Source organism: Dyella amyloliquefaciens, from assembly GCF_004296575.1.
GTDB lineage: Bacteria > Pseudomonadota > Gammaproteobacteria > Xanthomonadales > Rhodanobacteraceae > Dyella > Dyella amyloliquefaciens.
Map to the genome: position 1 here is coordinate 515803 of NZ_SAYT01000002.1, position 23534 is coordinate 539336.

At 65.3% G+C, this 23534-nt stretch carries 20 protein-coding genes; 7 read left to right on the forward strand and 13 right to left on the reverse strand.

The features are described 5' to 3' along the window. Positions 1-74: 74 nt before the first annotated feature. From EPB08_RS06860 to hutU, 4 genes are all read right to left on the reverse strand, one after another. Positions 75-848, reverse strand: a complete 774-nt coding sequence (locus EPB08_RS06860) for an iron-containing redox enzyme family protein (protein WP_130618315.1) — start codon at positions 846-848, stop codon at positions 75-77. A 233-nt stretch (positions 849-1081) separates the two neighbouring features. Further along, entirely contained in the window at positions 1082-1471 is a 390-nt protein-coding gene (locus EPB08_RS06865; protein WP_130618316.1) for an MAPEG family protein, read from the reverse strand. Between the two features lie 76 nt (positions 1472-1547). Then, the gene (bla, locus tag EPB08_RS06870) at positions 1548-2570 is read right to left on the reverse strand and encodes a class A beta-lactamase (RefSeq protein ID WP_130618317.1); all 1023 of its coding nucleotides are present in this window, start codon (positions 2568-2570) and stop codon (positions 1548-1550) included. Between the two features lie 614 nt (positions 2571-3184). Further along, the gene (gene hutU, locus EPB08_RS06875; RefSeq protein ID WP_130618318.1) at positions 3185-4855 is read right to left on the reverse strand and encodes a urocanate hydratase; all 1671 of its coding nucleotides are present in this window, start codon (positions 4853-4855) and stop codon (positions 3185-3187) included. Between the two features lie 170 nt (positions 4856-5025). Between hutU and EPB08_RS06880 the strand changes: the two genes are divergently transcribed. Beyond that, the gene (locus tag EPB08_RS06880) at positions 5026-6522 is read left to right on the forward strand and encodes a DNA-3-methyladenine glycosylase 2 family protein (protein WP_130618319.1); all 1497 of its coding nucleotides are present in this window, start codon (positions 5026-5028) and stop codon (positions 6520-6522) included. Continuing rightward, positions 6522-7043 (forward strand): methylated-DNA--[protein]-cysteine S-methyltransferase, encoded by a 522-nt coding sequence (locus EPB08_RS06885; protein WP_130618320.1) that lies wholly within the window; start codon positions 6522-6524, stop codon positions 7041-7043. Before EPB08_RS06880 ends, EPB08_RS06885 begins: the two co-directional genes overlap by 1 nt. Before the next feature lie 36 nt (positions 7044-7079). Here the strand turns inward: EPB08_RS06885 and EPB08_RS06890 are convergent, their stop codons facing one another. After that, on the reverse strand, positions 7080-7415 hold the full coding sequence (locus tag EPB08_RS06890) for a hypothetical protein (protein ID WP_130618321.1): 336 nt from the start codon (positions 7413-7415) through the stop codon (positions 7080-7082). A gap of 48 nt (positions 7416-7463) precedes the next feature. Between EPB08_RS06890 and EPB08_RS06895 the strand changes: the two genes are divergently transcribed. Beyond that, the gene (locus EPB08_RS06895) at positions 7464-8744 is read left to right on the forward strand and encodes an alkaline phosphatase family protein (protein ID WP_130618322.1); all 1281 of its coding nucleotides are present in this window, start codon (positions 7464-7466) and stop codon (positions 8742-8744) included. Positions 8745-8870: 126 nt separating this feature from the next. On the opposite strand, the gene EPB08_RS06900 is transcribed toward EPB08_RS06895, so the two are convergent. After that, on the reverse strand, positions 8871-10115 hold the full coding sequence (locus EPB08_RS06900; protein WP_130618640.1) for an MFS transporter: 1245 nt from the start codon (positions 10113-10115) through the stop codon (positions 8871-8873). 280 nt (positions 10116-10395) lie between these two features. Here EPB08_RS06900 and EPB08_RS06905 point away from each other — a divergent pair, with 280 nt between their 5' ends. Next, entirely contained in the window at positions 10396-12105 is a 1710-nt protein-coding gene (locus EPB08_RS06905; protein WP_165418431.1) for a GGDEF domain-containing protein, read from the forward strand. Between the two features lie 13 nt (positions 12106-12118). Continuing rightward, on the forward strand, positions 12119-13030 hold the full coding sequence (locus tag EPB08_RS06910) for a C40 family peptidase (RefSeq protein WP_130618324.1): 912 nt from the start codon (positions 12119-12121) through the stop codon (positions 13028-13030). A gap of 21 nt (positions 13031-13051) precedes the next feature. Here EPB08_RS06910 and EPB08_RS06915 read toward each other — a convergent pair whose 3' ends face one another. From EPB08_RS06915 to EPB08_RS06935, 5 genes are all read right to left on the reverse strand, one after another. Continuing rightward, positions 13052-14035: an alpha/beta hydrolase gene (locus EPB08_RS06915; RefSeq protein ID WP_130618325.1), complete on the reverse strand. Its 984-nt coding sequence runs from the start codon at positions 14033-14035 to the stop codon at positions 13052-13054. A gap of 23 nt (positions 14036-14058) precedes the next feature. Beyond that, positions 14059-17064, reverse strand: a complete 3006-nt coding sequence (locus EPB08_RS06920; protein ID WP_130618326.1) for a glycoside hydrolase domain-containing protein — start codon at positions 17062-17064, stop codon at positions 14059-14061. A 103-nt stretch (positions 17065-17167) separates the two neighbouring features. Continuing rightward, entirely contained in the window at positions 17168-18154 is a 987-nt protein-coding gene (locus EPB08_RS06925) for a multidrug resistance efflux transporter family protein (RefSeq protein WP_130618327.1), read from the reverse strand. Positions 18155-18226: 72 nt separating this feature from the next. Further along, positions 18227-19588, reverse strand: a complete 1362-nt coding sequence (locus EPB08_RS06930; RefSeq protein ID WP_130618328.1) for a sensor histidine kinase — start codon at positions 19586-19588, stop codon at positions 18227-18229. Beyond that, entirely contained in the window at positions 19585-20271 is a 687-nt protein-coding gene (locus EPB08_RS06935) for a response regulator transcription factor (RefSeq protein ID WP_130618329.1), read from the reverse strand. The genes EPB08_RS06930 and EPB08_RS06935 overlap by 4 nt, the downstream gene beginning before the upstream one ends. Before the next feature lie 152 nt (positions 20272-20423). On the opposite strand from EPB08_RS06935, the gene EPB08_RS06940 reads away from it, so the two are divergent. Continuing rightward, positions 20424-20918, forward strand: a complete 495-nt coding sequence (locus tag EPB08_RS06940; protein ID WP_130618330.1) for a Spy/CpxP family protein refolding chaperone — start codon at positions 20424-20426, stop codon at positions 20916-20918. A gap of 217 nt (positions 20919-21135) precedes the next feature. Here EPB08_RS06940 and EPB08_RS06945 read toward each other — a convergent pair whose 3' ends face one another. Then, positions 21136-22317: an aldo/keto reductase gene (locus EPB08_RS06945; protein ID WP_229238242.1), complete on the reverse strand. Its 1182-nt coding sequence runs from the start codon at positions 22315-22317 to the stop codon at positions 21136-21138. A gap of 32 nt (positions 22318-22349) precedes the next feature. Here EPB08_RS06945 and EPB08_RS06950 point away from each other — a divergent pair, with 32 nt between their 5' ends. Continuing rightward, positions 22350-23267: a LysR family transcriptional regulator gene (locus tag EPB08_RS06950; RefSeq protein ID WP_130618331.1), complete on the forward strand. Its 918-nt coding sequence runs from the start codon at positions 22350-22352 to the stop codon at positions 23265-23267. A gap of 92 nt (positions 23268-23359) precedes the next feature. Here the strand turns inward: EPB08_RS06950 and EPB08_RS21035 are convergent, their stop codons facing one another. Further along, positions 23360-23530, reverse strand: coding sequence for a hypothetical protein (locus EPB08_RS21035; protein ID WP_165418432.1), 171 nt, complete (start codon positions 23528-23530; stop codon positions 23360-23362). Between the last annotated feature and the right edge of the window lie 4 nt (positions 23531-23534).

Below are 23534 nucleotides of genomic sequence, written 5' to 3' on the forward strand. Positions count from 1 at the left end.
GCGTCCCTTTTACACGACCACCTCATTAAGCTACATCTCGCCTCATCACGCTGTCGACGGCAAGACCGCTCGCATCATGCGGCCTGCTCCTCGACCTCCTCCACATGCGGCTGCACCAGGCAGCGCTCCAGCCCGTAATGCAGGCTGGCATAGCTGCGCTCGATGCACTCCCGCAGGTGGTCCACTTCTTCCGGCGCCGGATTATTGCCCATCAGGGTACAGACAATCTCGAGCGCCTCCCACGGATGGGTATCGTCATAAGCGGCGTGCAACTGAAGCCACCGCAGGGTGGCCTTCCGGCCCGCCGTCGGCAGGCTGTCCGCATACGCCACGCTGTCGTAGACCTTTTGCGACCATTCGCCAGTCACGCCTTCGATCGCGTAGTTGGTAGCCAGCATGCCAGCGGCCAGTGTGTCCTGTCCGCTGACCTCAAGGCACCACTCGGTGGCGGCCTGGGTTCCGCGTGGCGGCAGGCCATCGAACACCTGTTGACGGGGCACGCCTGCACCGTCGGCCCAGTCCAGCCAGTATTCGGCATGGTTCTGTTCCACCCGGATGTTGCGCACCAGCCAACGCCGCGCCATGTTGTCGCCGACACTGCGTCCGTACTGGGTCTTCATCAGGTTCAGTGCCATGAACGAGGGGAAGCGCTCGATCAGCGACCAGGTGCCAATCATGAAATTGGCCATGGTCACCGGGTCGATGCGGCCCTCGCCCATCAGATCCCACATCAGGTGGTCGCGCACGCGCCGGCGGGCGGGCTCGCATGCCGCGATCATGTCCTGCGCCCACTGCGGGTAGCTGGACAGTTCGCCGAGCGGTCCGGTGCGTTCGAAATTGGTGTTCATGCAGTTCTCCTGGGAATAAGTAAGGAAGACCGCCAGCCCCTGCCGGCGGCCCCGGCGGAATGGCCGGAACTGCATAGTGGTCACGCCCGGTTTCGTGTGCGACACCCAGGTGAGACCTTGCCTCACAAACTTCTCTTAATTATTTGATTTTAAAAAAGAACAATAAAAATTAACTTGTGATGAAATTCACAAAAAAGCCGCTCAGGAGGGCTGAACGGCTTCTTCGGATCGCCTCAGAACAAGGCGCTGAGCACCATCACGATGCCCACCACCGACACCGCCCACACCAGCGTACGCAGGTAGGGAATGCCGATCGCGTACACCGGCAGGTAGGCCACGCGAGCCCAGAAGTACAACTGCACGCCAAGCGCGCTATGGGCATTGGCGCGCTGCGCGAGCACCACCGCGAGTGCCGCGGCCGCGAAGAACCCGAACGTCTCGAGGAAATTCCGGCTGGCACGATCCGCGCGGGCCGCGGCACCAGTCAGAGGTACCGGCTCGCCATCACGGTTGCTTGCATTCCAGGTGAGGCCACGCTGCCCCGTGGACAGCGTGGTGGCAAACATCACGTACACCAACCCCAGCACAATCGACCAGCCCAACACCTGCAGTTCGACCGCCATGTCGCACCTCCCCGTTGGATGTGCGTCCATGATGCGCCCGGCCCAGGGGCCGTGCCAGAGCGCGGCAAGGGCTTTGTTACGGCTGTGCGGCGGCGGCCACGGAACGGGCCAGGTCGGCAAACAGGGCGTCACGCTCCTTGCCCGACGCCGTCGAGTCGCTCAGGAACGCGGCAATGATGACGATGCGTCCGTCGGGCCAGCTCATGATGCCGATGTCGTTATAGGCCGCCGTGCGTCCTTGCTCCGTCGCAGACGTACCGGCCTTGTCGGCAAACTGCACGCCCTGCGGCACGCCGACACGCAGACGGTTGGGCTTGGTCTGCGCGGCCATCAGGCGCAGCAGGTATTGCGTGGATGTCGGCGACAGCAGCTCGCCACCTTGCAGCTTGCGCAGGAATTCAACCGCCCCTGCCGGCGTGCTGCGATTGCGCGGATCGGCCAGAAACGCCTGGTAACCGCGCTGGCGACGCTGCTCGAATGCCTGATCGCTTTCGTCCTGCGGCAGAACCTGCCCAGCTTTCAGGTCGTTGAAGATCCGGCTGACGCCCGCCTCATCCACGTCCACGCGCATGCCATCGATGCCATGCGCATGCAGGAACGCCATCACCGCCTGCGGGCCGCCCATGACACGCAGCAGGATATCCACCGCCGTGTTGTCGCTCTCCGACACCGCGCCCTTCAGCAGTCGCTCGATGGTGAACGTCGTCTTGCCTGCCTTGACCTCTTTACCCACGGAGGGCACCGCCGAACCTTCCTGCAGATCGTCACGGCTCGCCGTGACTTCCTGCGAGAGTGACAACGAGCCTGCCTCGATCCGCGCCAGCACCGCTGCTGCCACCGGCGCCTTGAACACGCTCATCATGGGGAACGGCTGGTCCGCGTGTACGCCGACGGTCGCGCCGGTGCGCAGGTCGAGCACAGCAACGCCTAGCGTGCCCGGCTTCGAACCTTGAACCGCCGCATCGAGCGCCTGCTGGAGCCGCCCGGTTTCACGGGACACAACAGCGGACTGATCGGCGGCCGACGCCTCATGGGGCCATTGACCCGCTACGACGACGGCCATGATGGCCAGGCAAAGGCGGAGCGGAAAAAGTCGCATGCGGTCGTGCCTAATCGAAGAAGGGATCGAACGAATCTTGCACGGCAGTGTGGCGAAATTGGGGCACACGAGAGACCGCCCTCTGTAGGAGCGCACCCTGTGCGCGACCGCGGCGAAGGGCATCACCTCCGCGGTCGCGCACAGGGTGCGCTCCCACAACGAACGACGACCTCCACCCTCACCGCAACGCGATGTGCCGCGAAGCGGCACGAGCCGTCCTGAATCCCCTGTGTGGCGGTGAGGGGTGGACGATCAGGCCCCGCAGGGGTGCCCGACAGGGATGTCGGGCACTTTTTGTCCGGGCAGGAGCCCGGTCGAAAAGCCCGGCCGCCCCTCACGGACTGGCTGGGCCGCAGGCCCGGCCAGCGCCACGCGGGGTGCCCTTCTCTTTGGTTACTTTCTGACGCGAAGCTAATCCCTGTGGGACTTGGGCAAGCAAGAGAAAGTGACCCGGCCTCCGGCAGGAGGACGGAAGCCCGCGGCAGGCGAGCACGCTGGCGGGAAAGTTAGATCAGAAGCGACAGTCACCGGATTCCCGCATTCGCGGGAATGACGATGCGGACCGAGGCGAAAGGCGGTCGCGCACAGAGTGCGCACCTACAAAAAACAGAAGGTCAGAGCATCGGCAGCTTCAGCCCCTGCTCCTTCGCACACTCGATCGCGATGTCGTAACCCGCATCCGCATGGCGCATCACACCTGTGCCCGGATCGTTCCACAGCACGCGCGCGATGCGCTTGTCAGCCGCCTCGCTACCATCGCACACGATCACCACACCGGAGTGCTGCGAATAGCCCATGCCCACACCACCGCCGTGGTGCAACGACACCCACGTCGCACCACCGGCCACGTTGAGCATGGCGTTCAGCAACGGCCAGTCGCTGACCGCATCCGAGCCATCGCGCATCGCTTCGGTCTCGCGATTCGGGCTGGCCACGGAACCGGAATCGAGGTGATCGCGCCCGATCACCACCGGCGCCTTCAGCTCGCCGTTGCGCACCATCTCGTTGAACGCGAGGCCGAGCTTGTGGCGCAGGCCCAGGCCAACCCAACAGATCCGTGCAGGCAGCCCCTGGAAGCTGATGCGCTCCTTCGCCATGTCGAGCCAGCGGTGCAGGTGCGGATCGTCGGGGATCAGCTCCTTCACCTTCTGGTCGGTCTTGTAGATGTCTTCCGGATCGCCGGACAGCGCGACCCAGCGGAACGGGCCGACGCCGCGGCAGAACAGCGGTCGCACGAACGCCGGCACGAAGCCCGGGAACGCGAACGCATTCGCGAGGCCTTCGTCCTTCGCCATCTGGCGGATGTTGTTGCCGTAGTCGAACGTGGGGATGCCCTGCGCATGGAATGCGAGCATCGCTTCCACGTGCTTCTTCATCGACTGCTTAGCGGCCTTCGCGGTACCGGCCGGATCGCTCTTGCGGCGTTCGAACCACTGCTCGACGGTCCAGCCTTCCGGCAGATAACCGTTGACCGGATCGTGCGCGCTGGTCTGGTCGGTGACTGCGTCCGGACGCACGCCACGGCGTACGAGTTCCGGCAGCACGTCGGCCGCATTGCCAAGCAGCGCAATCGACTTCGCCTCACCAGCAGCCGTGTACTTCGCGATACGCGCGAGCGCGTCGTCCAGATCGGTCGCCTGCTCATCGACATAGCGCGTCTTCAGGCGGAAATCGATGCTCTTCTGCTGGCACTCGATGTTCAGCGAGCAGGCACCCGCCAGCGTCGCCGCCAACGGCTGCGCGCCGCCCATGCCGCCGAGACCGGCGGTAAGGATCCACTTGCCCTTGAGGCTGCCGTTGTAATGCTGGCGGCCCATTTCCACGAACGTCTCGTACGTACCCTGCACGATGCCCTGCGAGCCGATATAGATCCACGAGCCGGCCGTCATCTGGCCGTACATCATCAGGCCCTTCTTATCGAGCTCGTTGAAATGCTCCCAGTTTGCCCACGCCGGCACCAGGTTCGAGTTCGCGAGCAGCACGCGCGGTGCATCCGCATGCGTAGGGAACACGCCGACCGGCTTGCCGGACTGGATCAGCAGCGTCTCGTTGTCGTTGAGCTCTCGCAGCGCACGCAGGATCGCGTCGAAGCATTCCCAGTTGCGGGCGGCGCGGCCAATGCCGCCATACACCACGAGTTCGGCCGGATTCTCGGCCACCTCCGGATCCAGGTTGTTCTGCAGCATGCGGAACGGCGCCTCGGTGAGCCAGCTCTTGCAGCTCAGCTCGGTGCCGCGCGGCGCGCGGATGGTGCGGGTGGTGTCGATACGGGTCGGAGCGTTCATGGGAGCTCAGAAATCGAGTGGGAAGCCCTGATTGTGGCGACCCGGAGCGGCGCCCGCAAACCGCAGTGCGGCAAAATCCTCGCGCACCGCGATTTGGCTGCTTGAACGCCCGATCATTGATGTCCGAAAACGGCGAGTCCGATCTGCCGGACGGTGCTAGCCTTCAATCCATGAACACCGAACACGCCTTCTCCCTGCTCGATGACCAGGTCTGCGAACAGGCACGGCTCAGCCGCGACGCACGCTTCGATGGCCTGTTCTTCACCGCCGTCACCAGCACGCGCATCTACTGCCGCCCGGTCTGCCCTGCCCCCACGCCGAAGCCGCAGAACGTCCGCTACTACGCAAGCGCGGCCGCCGCCGAAGCTGCCGGCTTTCGTCCTTGCCTTCGCTGCCGGCCGGAGCTGTCGCCCGGCAACGATGCATGGCAGCGCGGCGACCACGTCATCGCGCGCACGTTGAAACTGATGGAGGAAGGCGCGCTGGACGAGCTGTCGATGGAAGCGATGGCGGAGCGCGTGGGCCTCGGTGCGCGACAGTTGCGGCGCCTGTTCGTCGATCGACTCGGAGCGCCGCCGATCAATGTCTATACCACGCGCCGCCTGTTGTTCGCGAAGCAGTTGCTGACGGAAACATCGATGCCCGTGACGGAAGTGGCACTTGCTTCCGGCTTCCGCAGCCTGCGGCGGTTCAATGCTGCGTTCCTGCAGGCAAACCGCGTTCCGCCACGCGAACTGCGCCGTCATCCCGGCGTGGTGGGCGGCGATGCCATCACGTTGCGCCTCGGATATCGCCCGCCTTATGACTTCGAGGCGATTCTTGGGTTCCTGCGCGGGCGCTCGTTGCCGGGCGTGGAACTCGTCGATGACGAGAGCTATTCGCGCGTGTTCGGTCCCACGGACGCGCCCGGATGGCTGCGCCTCAGCGCGCGTCCGGGTGATGATCACGCGCTGCAACTGGAGCTGCATTGTCCGCAACCGGCACGCCTGCTTTCGATCGTGACGAAGCTGCGGCGCATGTTCGATCTGGACGCGAATCCGCAATCGATCGGCGACGCGCTGAAGCAGAGTGCCTTGCTGAAGCCCCTGTGGCGCAAACGCCCGGGCCTGCGCCTGCCTGGTGGATGGGATGGGTTCGAGATCGCGGTTCGCGCGATCCTCGGCCAGCAGGTCAGCGTCGCGGCGGCGCGTACGCTGGCGACGCGCATCGTCCACCGCTACGGCACGCCCGTGGTGACGGGCATGCCCGGCCTCGAGCGCCTGTTCCCTGGTCCCGAAGCACTCGCAGACGCCGACCTGCGCGAGATCGGACTGACCACGGCACGCGCGGCCACGGTGCGTGGCGTCGCGCAGGCGCTGCTTGACGGGCGCATCGATTTCCGCAGCGAGCAGCCCCTCGATGAATTCGTCGAGCGTTGGGTGGCGTTGCCCGGCATCGGCGAATGGACGGCGCATTACATGGCGATGCGCGCGCTGAGCCATCCCGATGCGTTCCCTGCAGCCGACCTGATCCTGCGCCGCGCGGCCACGAACGACGGTTCCATGCTCAGCACGAAAGCGCTCTCTTCGCTTGCCGAGGCATGGCGCCCGTGGCGCGCCTATTCGGTCATGCACCTTTGGCGCAGCGCAAGCGACGCGGTGAAACCCGTCGCGAAGAAGGTGAGCTGATGTCCAGCACTATCTGGTACGACGAAATGAACACGCCCGTCGGCGTGCTTCGCCTGGTGGGTGATGAACATGGTCTGCGCGAGATCTGGTTCGAACGCGAGCGTCACCCGAAGAAGCCGCATGCCGGCTGGCAGCGTGCCAGAGAGCCGCTCGCCCATGCGCGGCAACAGTTGGAGGAGTATTTCGCCGGCACGCGACAGCAGTTCGACCTGCCTCTGTGTCCGCATGGCACTGAATTTCAGAAAATGGTGTGGTGGGAGCTGGCCCGCATTCCCTATGGCAGCACCATCAGCTACGGCGAACTGGCGCGACGTATCGGCCGGCCGGCGGCCATGCGTGCGGTAGGTGCCGCGAATGGGCGCAATCCGCTACCCATCGTTTTGCCCTGTCATCGCGTGATCGGAGCAGACGGAAGCCTCACCGGTTTTGGCGGCGGCCTGCCGACCAAACGCTATCTGTTGTCGATGGAAGATCGCATCGCTCGCGGCGACTTGTTCGGTGCACAACTGCAAGCCAGTTGAAGCAGCATCCTGCGCGATGCGCGTACTCGGGAATCTTCAGCGCCCGCTGTCGACGGGTGGCGTGACCGCATTGCGGTACGGATCCATATTGCCGCGCGGATGCGACTGGTAACGCGCCTGCTCCTTGTCGACTTCAGCCGTGGTGTTCGCGGCCACGATCGCCTGCACGTGTGATATGGCGGCAGTCTTCGACGCCTGCTTTGTGTGCCCTTGCGCTGCAACACCCGCCGGCTCGGCAACTTGCGCCTTTGCCGGTGCCGCAACGGATGACGCCGCTGCAGGTTGTTGCTGCGCATGCACGTCACCCACCCAACCCAATGCGCCGACGATCGCCAGCAAGGCAATGCAGGAAAAAAGACGTGTAATGGTCATACGGCTGGGTGATGATAGGGGCTTTGTTTTAATAGTACGGACCCAAGCATGAAAATCCCGTTTCGCCTGTTGCTTTGCTCGCTGATTGCCATCAGTGCCGGTTGCGCCAATCAACCCACGCCGCCCACTGCCAATACCGCGAGCCAGGCCACCACGACGAAGACGGCTCCAGCGCCACTGCTGCTCATCTCCATCGACGGCTATCGCGCGGATTACATCGAACGCGGTCTCAGCCCCACGCTGGTGGAACTCACGAAGTCGGGTGTGCGCGCCGCGGGCATGCAGCCCTCGTTTCCCTCGCTGACATTCCCGAACCACTACACGATCGTCACCGGCCTGCGTCCCGATCACCACGGCATCGTCAACAACACCATGTTCGATCCGGTGCTCGGCCGCTTCTCGCTTGGCAATCGCAATGCGGTCGGCGATGGCCGCTGGTGGAACGAAGGCACGCCGCTGTGGGAAACCGCAAGCCAGCATGGCCTCAAGAGCGCGACGATGTTCTGGCCAGGTTCGGAAGCGGATATCCACGGCAGGCACCCGGATTACTGGAAGACGTACGATGGCAACGTCTCTCCTGACCAGCGCGTTGACCAGGTGCTGGCATGGCTGGACATGCCGGCCAGCGAACGCCCGAGTTTCCTCACCTTGTACTTCGATGAAGTGGATCACGCCGGCCATACGTTCGGTCCGGACACGCCGCAGGTCGATGACGCACTGCGCAGCACCGACGCGGCGATGGCCCGCCTGGTACAGGGCCTCAGGCAGCGCAACCTGCTCGACCACATCAACTTGATCGTGCTCGCCGACCACGGCATGGCGACGGTACCGGCAAAGAACAGCGTGATGCTGGACAAGGTGATCCCGCTGACCCGCGTGGACGTGGTGAGCCTGGGCGTGCTTGCTGGCCTCAACCCCACGCCGGGCCACGACTTCGCGAAGATCGAAGCACAGCTTGAGAAGCCGCAGAAGCATATGACCTGCTGGGACAAGACGCGCGTACCCGCCCGCCTCGCCTACGGCAGCAACCCGCGCGTGCCGCAATTGCTGTGCCTGGCCGACGTCGGCTGGCGTATTACCACCACCGATGCCGCGAAGAAGCGCAAGGACAAGTTCAGCCTTGGCGAGCACGGCTACGACAACGAAGCCCCGCAGATGCAGGCGCTGTTCGTCGCGCATGGCCCGGCGTTTCGCCAGGGTGCGAACGTGCCGTCGTTCCCGAACGTGGACGTCTATCCGCTGATGGCCCACCTGCTCGGCCTGCCGCCCGTCGCAAATGACGGCGACTACCAGGCGGTGAAGGACATGCTGAAGCCCGAGGCTCAGTAAGCGCTAAATCCAACGCCCCCTGTAGGAGCGCACCCAGTGCGCGAAAAGCCAACGGAGCGATGAAGCCGCACGCTGTGATCGCGCACTGGGTGCGCTCCTACAAAGTCCGCAACCCGCTGTGGACGCCTATTGCGGAATCGGCGGCTCGGTGCCCGGCGACGGCGGACCGGGCAGCGGCGGCAGGTAATACAGGCGCCAGGCGACCAGCAGGCCAGCGAGTACGAGAGCGGCGACGAACAAGGCCACGCCGTTCCAGCCATGCGATGCGTAGAACAGTCCACCGCCCGCACCGGCGAGGCTGGATCCCATGTAATACGCGAACAGGTACATCGACGAGGCCTGTGCCTTGGCGTTACCGGCGCGACGGCCTACCCAGCTGCTGGCGATGGAGTGGCCGCCGAAGAAGCCGAACGTCACCGCCACGATGCCCAGCACGATCAGCAGCAGCGGCTTCAGCATGGTGAGCCCCACGCCGAACAGCATCAGCGCGAACGCCGTCCACAAGACCTTGCGCCGTCCCAGTTTGCCGGCGAGATGCCCCATCCACGCCGAGCTGAAGGTTCCGATCAGGTAGACGCTGAAGATCGCGCCGACCACTGCCTGGCCCAGTCCGTATGGCGGCGCCAGCAGGCGGTAGCCGATGTAGTTGTAGACCGTGACGAAAGCGCCGAGCAGCAGGAAGCCCTCGGCAAACAGCCATGGCAGGCCGGCGTCACGGAACGTCAGCATGAAGCGCCCCACCAGCGTGCGCAGCTGCAAGGGATGACGCACGTGGTGCTGCGAGGGCGGCAGGCTGCGCCAGAAGATCAGGCCGGACACCAGGCCAATCAGGCCGACTGTCGCGATGCCCCAGCGCCAGCCAACGAAATCGGCCAGCACGCCGGCCACGAGGCGTCCGCCCATGCCGCCGATCGCGTTGCCGCTGATGTAGAGCCCCATGCCGAGCCCGATCGACTCGGGGTGCATCTCCTCGCTGAGATAAGTCATCGCGACCGCGGGCAAGCCGCTCAAGGTGAGGCCCAGCAGCGAGCGCAGGATGAGCAGCATGTTCCAGTCCGGCACCAGCGCCGTCAGCAGCACCAGCACGGCGGATGACAGCAGCGACGCCGTCATCACCGACTTGCGCCCCACGGCGTCCGAGATGCCGCCCGCGAACAGCATCGCGAAGGCGAGCACGCCGGTGGTCAGCGAAAGCGATAGCGCCGAGGTGGCGGCGCTCACGCCGTAGTCCTTGCTGAACTCCGGCATCAGGGGCTGCGTGCAGTACAACAGTCCGAAGGTGGCCACGCCGGCGGCAAACAGCGCCAGGTTGGTACGGCGAAAAGCGGGCGTGCCGTGGCGGATGTAACCGGATGGCTCAAGTTCCGCCATGCCAGGTCGATGTTCGGGGCGAGACACCGAATCCACCTTATCCTGCCTGCCCATCCACTCGCACCTTGACCGCACCGGGGAGGCACAAGCATAGGACGTGGCGACGCCTGGATCGACCAATGGCTCAAACGCCTGTTTGGAAAACGTTTTCCGCGGCAAAACCCGGGTGAAAACATCCCGACAGCCATTGAACGTGATACATAGTGCATAACGCGGGCCGCCCAACGAAAACAGCGGGCCCGGACACCGGCAATGGGGGGCCGGAAAAATGGGGGGATTCGTGTATCGGAAGCCCATTGCGGTCTTCATCGCATGCCTGTTCGTGGCGCTTTACGCGCTGGTGCTGCACGCCGCCCCTTCCTTACCCCGCCAACCCACCCTGCAGGTCGCCGCGCTGCCGGCCACGTCGCCGCCACAGGCCGTCGAACAGGTCGTGCACGGCGCGCTGGATGGCTCGTTCGTACCCAGCCAGTCGCCCTACACGCCCAATGCCGCCGATACCCGTCGCTGGTACCGGCTCACCACCGACATCGACTGGAATGGGACGAGCCCGCCGGTACTGAGCTTTACCGGTGCCACCTATATCCGCCTCACGGTCTTTGCGCCGCCCGGTTACCAGCCGCAGGAATTGTGGTTCGCGCAGACCGAAGGCATCCACCGCTTCTCGCGCCACCATCTGGCTGTCCAGCTGCCGCAGGACCTGCGCGCGGGCGAACCGGTCTATGTGGAGATCGCCTCTGACAGCTTCACGCGCCAGATCAAGCCTGCGCTCACGGAGATGGCGCAGTACCAGGCCGAAGACCTCACCCACGTACGCCTGACTACGTTGTTCGCCAGCGTGCAGTTCACCATGATCCTGGCAGCCATGTGCCTGTGGCTGGTACTGCGGGACCGCGTGCTGACCTACTTCATCGGCTATGCCACGTTCCAGCTGGTGTACCAGATGTTGATGAGCGGCGAGATCTACGAGCTGCCGGGCGCCGGCATCCTGGTCCCATTGGACACGCGCGCACCCTGGCTGTTCGCCACGCTGAGCGCGCCGCTTTCGATGTCCTTCATCCTGGAATTCTGCGATCTGCGCAACATGAGCCCGAAGGCCGCAAGGATTCTCGGCTGGATGCGCTGGCCATTCCTCCCTGCCGCGTTGCTGATATGGATGCCGTTTGCGGTGCGGACGAATGCACTCGTCAATTCGTTCAACCTGTGGTTCATGATCACCTCGATGTGGGCGCTGGGTACGGTGATTCTCGCCGCCGCGCGCCACGGGCGGCAGGCGCGCTTCTTCCTGATCGCCTGGATGCCGCAGGTGATGCTCACCCTGCTGCGCGTCGTCCAGATACTGATGAAGCTGGACCTGCCGCCATGGCTCGAGTACGGCTATCCGTTCACGATGGCATTTTCTTGCGTGATGGTGACGATCGGCCTGGCCGATCTATCGCTGCGCGCGCGCCGCGAACGCGACATGGCCCACCACCTGGCCGATCACGACGCGCTCACCGGTGTGCTCAACCGTCGCGCGCTGGTACGCCGCCTGCATGCGGCCATCACGGAGGCACGCCTGCAAAAAGAACCGCTGGCCCTGCTGTTCCTCGACATGGATCACTTCAAGTCGGTGAACGATCGCTACGGCCACCAGGTCGGCGACGCCTGCCTGCGCGCCGTTGCCGAAGCCATCGGCGATGAGCTGCGGCCCACCGATTGGCTGGGCCGTTACGGTGGCGAGGAATTCGTGGCCTGCCTGCCCGGCGCATCCCGCGACAACGCGATGCACATTGGCGAACGCATCCGCCACCGCATCGAGACGCTGCAGGTCCATTCGCGCGGCACGACGCTGCAGACCACCATCAGCATGGGCGTCGCCATCCTTGGCGACCACACCGACACCGCCGACGAACTGATTGCCCGTGCCGACGCCGCGCTGTATCGCGCAAAGGTCGACGGACGCAACCGCATCGTCGCGCACATTCCTCTCGCCGCTACCGGCCACTGATCGAAGGACGCTCGTGGACACACCGCACGTGTTGCAGCCGCAGGACCTGGAAGCCGGCGATGTGCTGTTGCACATGGGGCGTGGCGAACTATCCCGATTGATCGCCTGGGTGGGTGACAGCGCCTACAGCCATGCGGCCGTGGTGTTCGACGAGACGCAGTTGATCGAGGCCGCGACCGTTGGCGTGCGGTTCGCGACGCTCGCGCAGCGCATCACCATGAAGGAGAACTTCCACTACATCGACGTGTTCCGGCCAAGCTGCCTGCAGCAGGCCGATCACGACACGATGCTCGGTGACCTGCGCACGGCGCTGATGCCTTATCTCGGTCGCCCCTACCCGATGACCTCGCTGTTCGTGCTGGGCATCACGTGCGCCGTGCGCAACAAGATTCCCGGCAGCCGCGACCTGCGCCGCGTGCTGCGCATGGCGCTTGACCTGGTCATCGACAACGATCCGACCCGGGTGGTGTGCAGCGAGCTGGTCTATCGCGGCTTCGACGAAGCACCGACCGAGCCCGCCCATGCGCTGCGCCTGCCGGTGATCACGCGCTCCCGCCAGCACACACCGTTGCCCGACATCGACTTGCTGGCGCTCGCGCACGAGACCCTCGAGGATCTGCGGCGCGCAGATCGTTCGCCGAGTCTGTCCAGCGAAATTGCCCTGCTCTCCTCACCGATGCATGGCATGCACGAATTGGCCGCGGCTGCCGCCGAGGATGCCTCGGAGGACGAAGATCTCGCACTGCGCCTGCTGCAGGCGCGGACTCGCCTGGGCATCACCATGCCCAGGCAGGCGGTGCTCACGGCCGCCGGTGCGCTCGCCCTGCCTGAGCCAACGCCCAATCCCAAGACCGTATTGCCGGCCGATCTCGAATTCAGCCCAGGGCTGGTGAAGATCGGCCGCCTCGCGCTGGCAGCTGCCTGACGACCCGGTGCACTCCGGCGATCACTTCGCCGGAGTGCCATAAGCCCACACAAGAAACGGCGGCAACATCCGCTTCCACGTCGCCTGGTTGTGCTCGCCATCGTCCAGTACGTAGAACGCGACATCCGCATCGCGCGACGGGTGTTCGCCGTGGCTGTCATCGACGCGATAACCCAGGTCGCGTAGTCCACGCGCGTGGGTGCCATCCGGCAGGCGTACGCCTTCGACGAAATCCTGCGCATCTTCCACCGCGTCGATCACGCCGTTGCCGTTGCGATCATTCGTTTCTTCGCGACCACCCACGGTGATCCAGAAGCGCAGCGGCTTGCGCTCCTTGGCGCGATCCACCATCGCCTGCGCGAGGCGCGACGACTCAACCGCCTGTGGCGTGCTGCGATCCGCGGCCAGCCAGAACGATGGCGAGAACGCGCCGACGCGACTGAAAACATCCGGATATTCCCATCCCAGATTGAACGCGTTCAGCGCACCCAGCGACCAGCCGAGCACCGTACGCCCGCGGGCATCCGCACGGGTGCGATAGTGCGCATCGACATAAGGCACCAGCTGCGTCGCGACCCAGTCGGAATACTCGTAAGCGCGACTGCCGATCGGCCCGATGCGGGAACCACCCACCACGCTGCGGCGCCGCGCGCGATCCGACAGGCCATAGCCCGACGCACGATCCGTCAGCATGTCCACGGCGACCACGATCACCGGTTCGATTGCATGTTCGGCATAGAGACGAGCGAGCGTGTCGCGCAAGCCCACGGCCGCCATGTCCTGCCCGTCGTTGGCGTAGAGCACGGGATAGCGGGTATGCACCGCATCCTTGTCCGCATAACCCGGAGGCAGATACACCGTCACCTTGATCTGCTCGGGCGCAAATGCCTTCGCATCGAGCGCCGCATGAACCACCGACGGATCGTCGGCGGATGGCGCGAGCGCCTGCGCATGCAGGCCACCCACCAGCGCCAGGGCAAGCAGCAGCGCTCGCCATGGCTTCATCGCGTTCGTGCCGCGCCACTCCCTCATTCGAGCACCAGCAGCCAGCCCTTGCCCGGCTCGACAGGGATGGCGTCACCCGGCTTGAACGATGCCGCAGGCTGGAAGCCTTCCACTGGCGTGGCCACGAGCCTGGCCTTACCCGCGGAGAGGCCCAGCGCCTTCCAGTCGATCGCGAGCTTCACCGAGGTCTTCTCCGGCGCCCAGGATGCCAGCGCCACCAGGGTCTTCTGTCCCTTGCGCACGTAGCTGGTCACCAGCACGTCGGCGCGATCGGTCTTGATCGGTGTGCCGTGCACCCACCAGCCGACCATGTCGGCCTGCTCGATGCCGAACGCGTCCCACAGCTTCCACAACCCGCGCGGATCACTGCCCGGCGACCAGCCCAGGCGGTTGGTCATGCCGAACAGCATGCCGCGCCACGGGTTGCCGTCGTGCTGCAGCATCTCGCCCATCAGGCCATACGGAATGCCCGAGATCTCGGTGAGCCAGTAGCCCGGCGAGGTCTTCTCGTAATCGAACTCCTCGCCGAACCACAGGCGATCGATGTACGGGAACAGCTCCATGTACAGCAACACGCTGTTGATGTAGCCGTCGCGCGGGTTGTACTGGCTGGCCGAATGCAGATCGATCAGCGGATGCTCGCGACGCGCCTGTAGCACCTTACGCACGCGCTTCATGGTGGTGCGGTCGTAGGCCACGTCATCGAGGTACAGGCCATCGATGCCCATGTTGCGCGCGAGCCAGTCCAGCCCTTCGATGTAGTAGTTGTGCCAGCGGCTCTGGCCGGCGTTGATTACTGCCGCATCGCGATTCTCGGGCACGTGCCACGCGGCGATGTAGTCGCCGTCCAGATGTTCCTGCAGCCACGAGAAGCCACCACCCTTGCCGCTGCTGATCACCTCGTGGCCCAGGCTTTCCAGCATCGGCAGTTCGGGCGCACGGTCGGACAGCTCGCGCACCGTGTCGTAGATCTTCACCCGCATGCCACGCTGGTGCGCCGCGTCGATATAGGCGCGCATCGCCTGCGGCTCGAGGAACGGATAGTTGATCCAGGGATTGATCGGCGTGGCGTGGTGGATGTTCACCACGTCCGCGCCATCGGCCTTGATCGCGTCGAGATCGCCGTACTTGTGGAAGAAGCGCTCGGCAAAATGCTCCGACGGCTTGATCGTCTTGAACGGCGTGACGCGCATGACCAGGTCGTAGTGCAGCGTCTCGCCGGCCTGCATGGTGCGGGGACCGCTGAACGCTTCCACCGCATACGCCTTGCTTTCGTTGCGGAGGCGAATGCCGCCCTGCCCGGCGTTGTCCCACGACACCGGCATGCGAAGCGGCTGCTGGTGGTAGAAGTTGGTATTCAACGGACGCAGGTAATGCTCGTCGCGCAGATGGAATTCCAGGCCCGCATTCACCGCGCCGATCCACGCGCCATCCTGGTTGTTCTCTACGTTCCACTTCCACTGGAAATCCGCAGGCGCATGGTCGCCGGTACGCCCCAGGCCCAGCTGGTACTGGGCCACGCCATGGCTCAACGGCATCTCGAGGCGGATGTCGCGCAGGGTCACCGCGTTCTTCGCCGTCAATGCGATCGAATAGACCAGCGTGCCGTCGGCCTCCAGGCTGGCCTGCACGTCGCCCTGCAACAGTCCGGCCGCGCTCGCCACCTGCCAGTGCACTTTGGCAGGCCCATCCGTCTGTACGTTGGGCGCCTTCGAGCCCGTCAACACGTGCGCACCGCCCGCGTCCTCCACGACCAGGCGCATCGGTGCCACCAGCATGGCGGTCGGATGGGCCGCGAACCCCGTCATGCGTTCGTCGAAATGACTGATGATCTGCGCCGGCAGGCCATTGCTGTCGAGCCTGACCTCGCGCCCCAGCAGGCCCAGCGTGCTGCCCTTGACGGTGATCGCGGTGAACGGCTTCACCAGCTCGTCGTCCTGCGCCAGCGTGGAGTTGAGCCAGCGCAGGCGGGTGAGCTTGAAGGGATCATCGTCGCCGTGTGCTGCCGCCTGCCCGGCATCCACCGTGATGGTGAGCGGGATCTTCTGTGCGGGCACGCCTTCCGCGGTGATCGTGACTTCGCCGTGATACACGCCCGGCTGGGCCGACGCCGGCACGTCCACTCCCATCCACAGCGGCTGGATACGGCCGTCCGCCACATCGACGCGCGTCGTGAACGGCTTGCCCGCGTAATCGACACCCCCAAGGTTGAAGCAGGTCAGCGCCGTCGCCGGAATGCTGGCGCCCGCATCGCTGCGCAGTTCGCTGAACGACACGCGCACGTCATCGACCTTGCCATGTGGCGCCCAGGCACCGATCTGGAAACTCAGGTATTCGCCACGCTGAGCGTTATCCCTGAATGCGCCACCCGCACCGCGCTTGGCCCAGCTCTCCGGCAATGCGTCGAACATGCGTACCGGATGCTCGCGCGTCTCCGGAAACACCAGCAGGCGCTCGTTCGCGTGTGCCGCCAGCAGCGCCTTCATTTCCTCCGGCGTGGCGGTGCGCTCCATCGAGGTGTACGCGTCGAAGTCATCGACGGCTTCGTAGCGCAACACCTTCGCCTCCGGCAGCTTGCGCCAACCGCGAGTGTCACTGCCGATCTTGTGTGCCCAGGCCTTATCCGCCGTGTCTGTCGGCGCGGCGTAAGTCACGGTGGGGTAGTTGCTGCGGCCCTTGCTGACGTAGGGCTGGTAGTAGACGGCGTAGGTTCCGGCCTGGACGGCTTCGAACACCAGCTCACCCTGCGCCTGGCTGATGCTGCCTCGCAGGACATTCGCCACTGGCTTGCCGTCGGGCCCGGTGACGATCACGGCCACCTGTTCGGGATGGGCATCGCGACGACGCCAGGGAATCACCACATGCACGGCCTTGGCCGCGGCCTTCACCTCGATCAGGTAGCGATGGTTGCCCAGCGCATCCGCATTCCAGCGCAGCGGCTGGAGATCTGCCGGAGCCTGCGCATAAGCCGAGCACGATGCACCGAGCAAAGCGCCCACCAGGATCCACGCACTACGCTGCTGCCCCATGACTACCCCAGATCGCGAAAAGGAAACCGGCCGCGCGGTGCGTGGCCGGAACCAGGGTGTTTAACCCGAGTGCGCGCCCAGGGGCAAGTTCCAGAGGTGTCGATCAGGCACCGCGATCGGTGCGCAAGGTGCGCACGGCCTCATCATGCCCGGCCGCGGAGCGCCCGCTGATCCAGCCGAACAATGCGATGCCGATCACGATCATCAGCGCGCCCAGCGCGGAGAACCCGTGCGGCCACGTTTCATCGAGAAAGCAGGCGCCGATGACGGTGGCGAACAGCAGTTCCGCCGCCTGCATCGCCTCCACGGCCGCCAGCGAGGTCGGCTCGCTGCGCACCATGTCGGTGGCGCGGAAAAACAGCACTGTGGCAATCACGCCGGAGGACAGCGCCACGCCGCCCGCCAGCAAGGCCTCGCGCATGCTTGGCGGCCCCACCGTGAACCAGGCGACGACCGCCAGCACCAACCATAGCGGCCAGCTGCACAGGGTCATGCCGAACACGCGCTGCGTCGCACCGATGCGTGTGCCGGTCTGCTCCAGATGCAGCAGCACCATGCGATTGCCCAGCGGATAGGCGAACGCGGAAAACACCACTGCCGCCATTGCCAGCCAGTCGCCGGCTTGCAGGCGTCCCTGCGCGTGGCCCCACTGCAGCGCGAACACGCCAGCCAGGATCAGGGCGCCTATCGCCACGCTGCCCCAGGCCACGCGACGGCGTTCATCGCGATAGATGAAGGGCGCAAGCAGTGGCCCGGCCAGCACGGTGCTCTGGAAACTTCCCGCGACCAGCCACGACGGGCCGCTGTTGGCCGCCCAGGTCAGCGGCAGGCCAAACAGCACGAAGCCGACCGTGCTCCACAGCAGCCAGGGGCGTGGATACTGCCGCAACTCCTTCGGCAGCTGGCCGAGGCCACCCTGCCACGGCAACACCAGCGCCAGCAGCGGCAGCGTGATCAGGTAACGCAGGATCACCGCCCACGCCCAATGACCACCGCCCGCCACCAGGCTGCGGTTGAGCACATAGGTCATGGTGAAGAACAGCGCCGCGCACAGCGCCAGTCCCACCGCGGCGAAAGCATTGGAGCGCATGGGCGTCCCGTGGCTGAAAACGCCGAGTGTGGCAAATGACGCGGCGTTTTCGAAGGCCGACAGGGGGAATCGTTATGCCGCCGGCGCAAGCGGCAGCGTCAATGCCACCAGCAAACCGCCGCCCTCGGCATTGCGGGCCTCGATATCGCCTCCATGGGCCCGCGCCACGCGTTGCACGATGGCCAGGCCCAGCCCGTGACCCTCCGCGCGCGATGCATTGCTGCCTCGGAACAACGGACGAAACAGCGACGGCAGCTCGGCCTCCGGCACGCCCGGACCATGGTCGCGCACCGTGCACAGGACATGGCGTTGGATCGGGTTCGCAGCCAGTTCCACCGTGCCGCCTTCGGGGCTGAACTTGATCGCATTCGCGATCAGGTTGTCGAACGCGCGCTCCAGCAGCAAGGTGCTGCCCGACACGATGGCCGGCGCCGACGACGCCATGGACAGCACGATACGGCGAGCATGGGCCTCCACGTCAGCACGGCGCATGCACTCCTGCAGCAAGGCAGTCACGTCGATGCGTTCGCGATTCTCACCGGGGATACCGCTTTCCAGGCGCGAGAGCGCGAGCATCTCGCCGGTCATGTGGTCCAGCCGGCTGATTTCCTGTTCGGCCTGCCCGAAATAGCGTGCGGCAGCCTCGGGGGTTTCGCTGCGCCGCGCCAGGTCCAGGATCAGGTGCAGCCGCGCCAGCGGCGATCGCAACTCGTGCGAAAGGTCCTGCAACACGCTGCGTTCATGCGCCACGAGCGCCTCGATACGCACAGCCATGGCGTCGAAATCGCGCGCCAGTTGCGCCAGTTCGTCGTTGGCGCGCTGGCCTTCGCTGCCCACGCGCGCCGACAGCACGCCCGAGGCCATGCGACGCGTCGCTTGGCGAATCGCCTCCACCGGCCGCGCCACGCTGCGCGCCACCCACCAGCCGACCAGGCCGATGAACAGCAGCGACAGCACGGCCTGGCTCGCCAGGAAAATGGTCTGGCGCGTCTGCGGACGCATGCGCGAATGCGTGCGGCTCACCGCCACCAGTTGCCGCGTGTGGCCGTCGCTGCTGTTCACCTGTTGCACGGCCACATAGATGTTCGGCCATGGCTGCAAGACCATGTCGCGCTTTTCATCCAGCCAGTCCTGCAGCGATCCGCGCATCCACGAGGACATGTGGATGGGCGCCAGCGCTTCGTCGTTCTCGTACAGCGTGGCCTCGATGCCCTCGCGGCGCTGCTGCAGCGACCACTCGATGAGCGCGCTGGAACCGCCATTTTCGTAGGCCTCGTTCGCACTCTGCGCGAGCGACGCCCAGTTGATCTCCACTGCCGTGCCGTACTCGATGAAACGCTGGGTGAGGAAGCCTCCGAACAGCAGCGCGAGCAGGTTCACCGCGCAGAAGCTGACCAGCAGTCGCCAATAGAGGGAGCTCTTGAACGGACTCACGCGCCCCCCGCCACCAGGCTGTAGCCGGAGCCGCGTACCGATTCGATGCGCGGCGACTGCGTCGACGCCTCAGCCAGCTTGTGGCGCAGGCGGCTCACGTGCACGTCGATGCTGCGGTCGAAGCGCTCCAGCTCACGTCCGAGCGCCATGCGGGTCAGTGTCGCCTTGTCGACCAGCTCGCCGGCGCGCTGCGCCAGTGCGAGCAGCAGCTGGAATTCCGCACCCGTCAGGGCCAATTCCTGCTCTTCGACATAGGCACGACGCTCGCCCGGCTCCAGCCGCAGTACGCCCACCTGCGTGCTGCCCGCCGTCGCTGGTGCATTGCGGCGCAGTTGCGCGCGTATGCGAGCGAGCAGTTCGCGCGGCAGGCAGGGCTTGGTGAGGTAATCGTCAGCGCCCAGCTCCAGTCCGACCACGCGGTCGACCGGTTCGCCCTTGGCCGACAGCATGATCACCGGCAGGCGGTGCTTGAGGCGCAGTTCCCGCAAGGTATCCAGGCCGTCGCGGCCGGGCATCATCACGTCGAGGATCAGCAGATCCGGCCGGGTGGCCGGGTTGTGCAGCAGGGCCAGGCCCGTCTCGCTGTCGTGGGCGACTTCCACCGCGAAGCCCTCGCGCTCGAGGTAATCCTTCAGCAGGCCACACAGGGCCCGGTCGTCGTCAACAATCAATAGTCTCGGCATGGAATGACTCGTGCAGCTGGACTCATTGAAACGGCGCCCTGGCCCGGCCTCCACCAGCTTTACGCTTCTTTACCTTTACGCAAAGAACATACACATAGCGTCGTCGTCAAATGGACACACCTCCCCGGTCCACGAAGACAAAGGAACTTTCCATGCGCAAGAACCTTACCCTCGCCCTGGCCATGGCTTCGGCCCTGGCTCTCGCCCCGTTCGCCATCGCTGCTGCGGCTGGCCAGGACGGCGGCCCTCACGGCGGCCACGGCGGTCACGCCTTTGCCGGCGAGTACTCCAAGCTCAACCTGAGCGACACCCAGAAGGCGAACATCAAGCAGATCATGCAGAACGCCTTCAGCCAGACCAAGACGCAGCGCCAGAACCTGCGCCAGCAGCGTGAGGCCTTCGAGCAGATGGCCCCGAACGCTTCCGGCTACCAGGCCGCCGCCACCGCGCTGGCCCAGGCCGAAGGCGCCGCCGCCACCGCCCGCGTGCAGCAGCGAGCCGCCATCCGCGCACAGGTCTACGCGGTGCTGACGCCCGCCCAGCAGGCCCAGCTGGCTACCCTGAAGGCCGAGCGCCAGGCGCGTCACCAGCAGTGGGAGCAGTTCAAGGCGCAGCATCCTGCCTCGACCTCTTCCACCGCACAGTAAACAGACCACACAGAAAAATATTCCACGGCAAAAAAACATCGGCGCCAGCCTGCATGCTGGCGCCGTTTCTTTTTAAGTGCTTTCTGTAGGAGCGCACCCAGTGCGCGAAAAGCCTACGAAGCAGTTAAGCCAAATCTCTCTCGCGGTGGCCGATGTCACAAGGGCCTCGCAACGCCGCGATCGCGCACTGGGTGCGCTCCTATAGACAGGGAAAGGGCTAGCGCGCGTTGAACTCACCCGCCGCCTGCGCCTTCACATACACCGGCGGCGCGTAACCCGCCGGCTTGCTGCCCACGCTGACGCCGCCATGGATGCGGGTCTGTTGCGTATCGCCAAAGAACCAATACGGAAACGGCGTTTCGGGCGTACTCGCTTCGTTCAGGCGTGCACGCAGCTCGGCGGGAGTGTCGAAGGACAACGCCGCGAGGTTGTCGTCCAGCTGTGCGAGCTTGGTCGCCCCCACGATCACCGACGCCACTGCCGGTTGCGTCGCCACCCAGTTCAACGCGACCTGCGCCATGGGCTTACCCAGCGAACGGGCCACTTCTTCCAACGCAGCCACGATGCGCCAGTTGCGCTCGGTGAAGCGATCGAAGCCGGGCAGTCCGGATACCTTCGCCAGTCGCCCCTCGCCGGCACCACCCGCTTCACTGGGCTTGTACTTGCCGGACAACAGGCCCATGGCTAGCGGACTCCATGCCGTGATGCCCATGCCCAGCTCCAGCGCCATCGGCGCGAATTCGTGCTCGAGGTTGCGCTCGACCAGCGAGTATTCCAGCTGGAGATTGACCAGCGGCGAGAGCGCATGCGCCTCGGCATAGGTCTGGGCGCGCGAGGCGTACCAGGCCGGCACATCGGACAGGCCGGCGTAGCGGATCTTGCCGGCGCGCACGAGGTCGTCGAGCGTGCGCACCACTTCCTCCGCGGGTGTGACGCGATCCCAGGTGTGCAGCAGATAGAGGTCGATGTAATCCGTGCGCAGTCGGCGCAGTGAGCCTTCCACCGCGCGGAGGATGTTCTTGCGGCCATTGCCGCCGGCGTTCGGATTGCCTGGCTGGGCGTTGTAGCTGAACTTGGTGGACAGCACGACCCGATCGCGCACGCCAGCCTCTTCCACGAAGCGACCCAGCAGTTCCTCGCTGGCGCCTTCGGTGTACAGGTCCGCGGTGTCGATGAAATTGCCGCCGGCGGCCAGATAGCGGTCGAACATGGCGCGAGCGGTGTCTTCCGCCGCACCCCAGCCCCAGTTGTCGCCAAAGGTCATCGTGCCCAGGGCAAGACGACTGACGCGCAGGCCGGAACGGCCGAGGGTGTAGTACGAGTCGAGCGACATGGCGAACTCCTTGTGGTCGGGGATGGCGCCAGTCTGGGCCTTGCCATTACCTGGAAAAATAGTCATCGTTTACATGCTTTATTAAGCGTGACTAATTAATGTCCAGCGACCACACCGCCGCCCTGCGGGCATTCCAGTTGATTGCCCGGCATGGGAGCTTCACCCGCGCCGCGGCCGAGCTGGAGGTGACGGCCTCGGCGCTGAGCCAGACCCTGCGCCAGCTCGAAACCCATGTGGGCGTGCGCCTGCTGCACCGGACCACCCGCCGCGTCGGACTCACGGAAGCCGGTCGCGCGTTCCTGGAGCGGATCACGCCGGCACTGGGCGAAATCGACAGCGCCATCGATGCATTGCGCCAGCACGGCGACCGCCCGGTCGGCACCCTGCGTATCGCCGTGCCCCAGATGGTGCTGGATACATTGATCACCCCCACGCTCGCCGACTTCATGCGTGCATGGCCCGAAGTGCGCGTCGATATCCAGGTCGAGAACCGGCTCACCGATCTCGTGGCCGAAGGTTTTGACGCCGGCATCCGCCTGGGTGAGCGGCTGGCGCGCGACATGGTCGCCATTCCGCTCGGCGGCGCGCAACGCGCGGTCGTGGTCGGCTCGCCGTCCTACCTCGCCGCGCACGGCAAGCCAGAACACCCGCGCGATCTTGCCGCGCACGACTGCATCCGCTTCCGCTTCAGCAGCGGCGCGATCTATCGCTGGGAATTCGCTCATCCATCGGGCGCGTCGAAGGGCCAGTGGTTCGAACTGGACGTGGATGGCCCATTGACCACCAACGACCCCGCGCTGGCCATTCGCGCGGCCATGGATGGCCTGGGCCTCACGCACATGGTCGAACTGTCAGTGCGTTCCGCCGTTGCCGACGGGCGGCTGGTCACCGTGCTCGACGATTGGCTGCCACCGTTCGACGGCTTCTATCTCTATTACCCCAGCCGGCTGCAGGTGCCTCCGAAACTTCGCGTGTTCATCGAGCACCTGCGCCGAGCGATTCCAACCCTGTTGTAGGAGCGCACCCAGGGCGCGACCGGGTAGCGGAATGGTTGCGATGTCGCGATCGCGCACTGGGTGCGCTCCTACAAGTGAGGGCTCAGCTCTGATTATCCGCGCCAGTGGCCGGACACCCAGATCCCGGCGGGCGCGTAGTAACCCGGCACCCACACGCGTGCGGCGTAATGCGGCCGCGGCTCGACCACCACGCAGCCGGTCAGCGACAGCATCGCGCTGCACATGACGGCAAAGCCAAGACCGACAAGCATGAGTCGACGCATGACG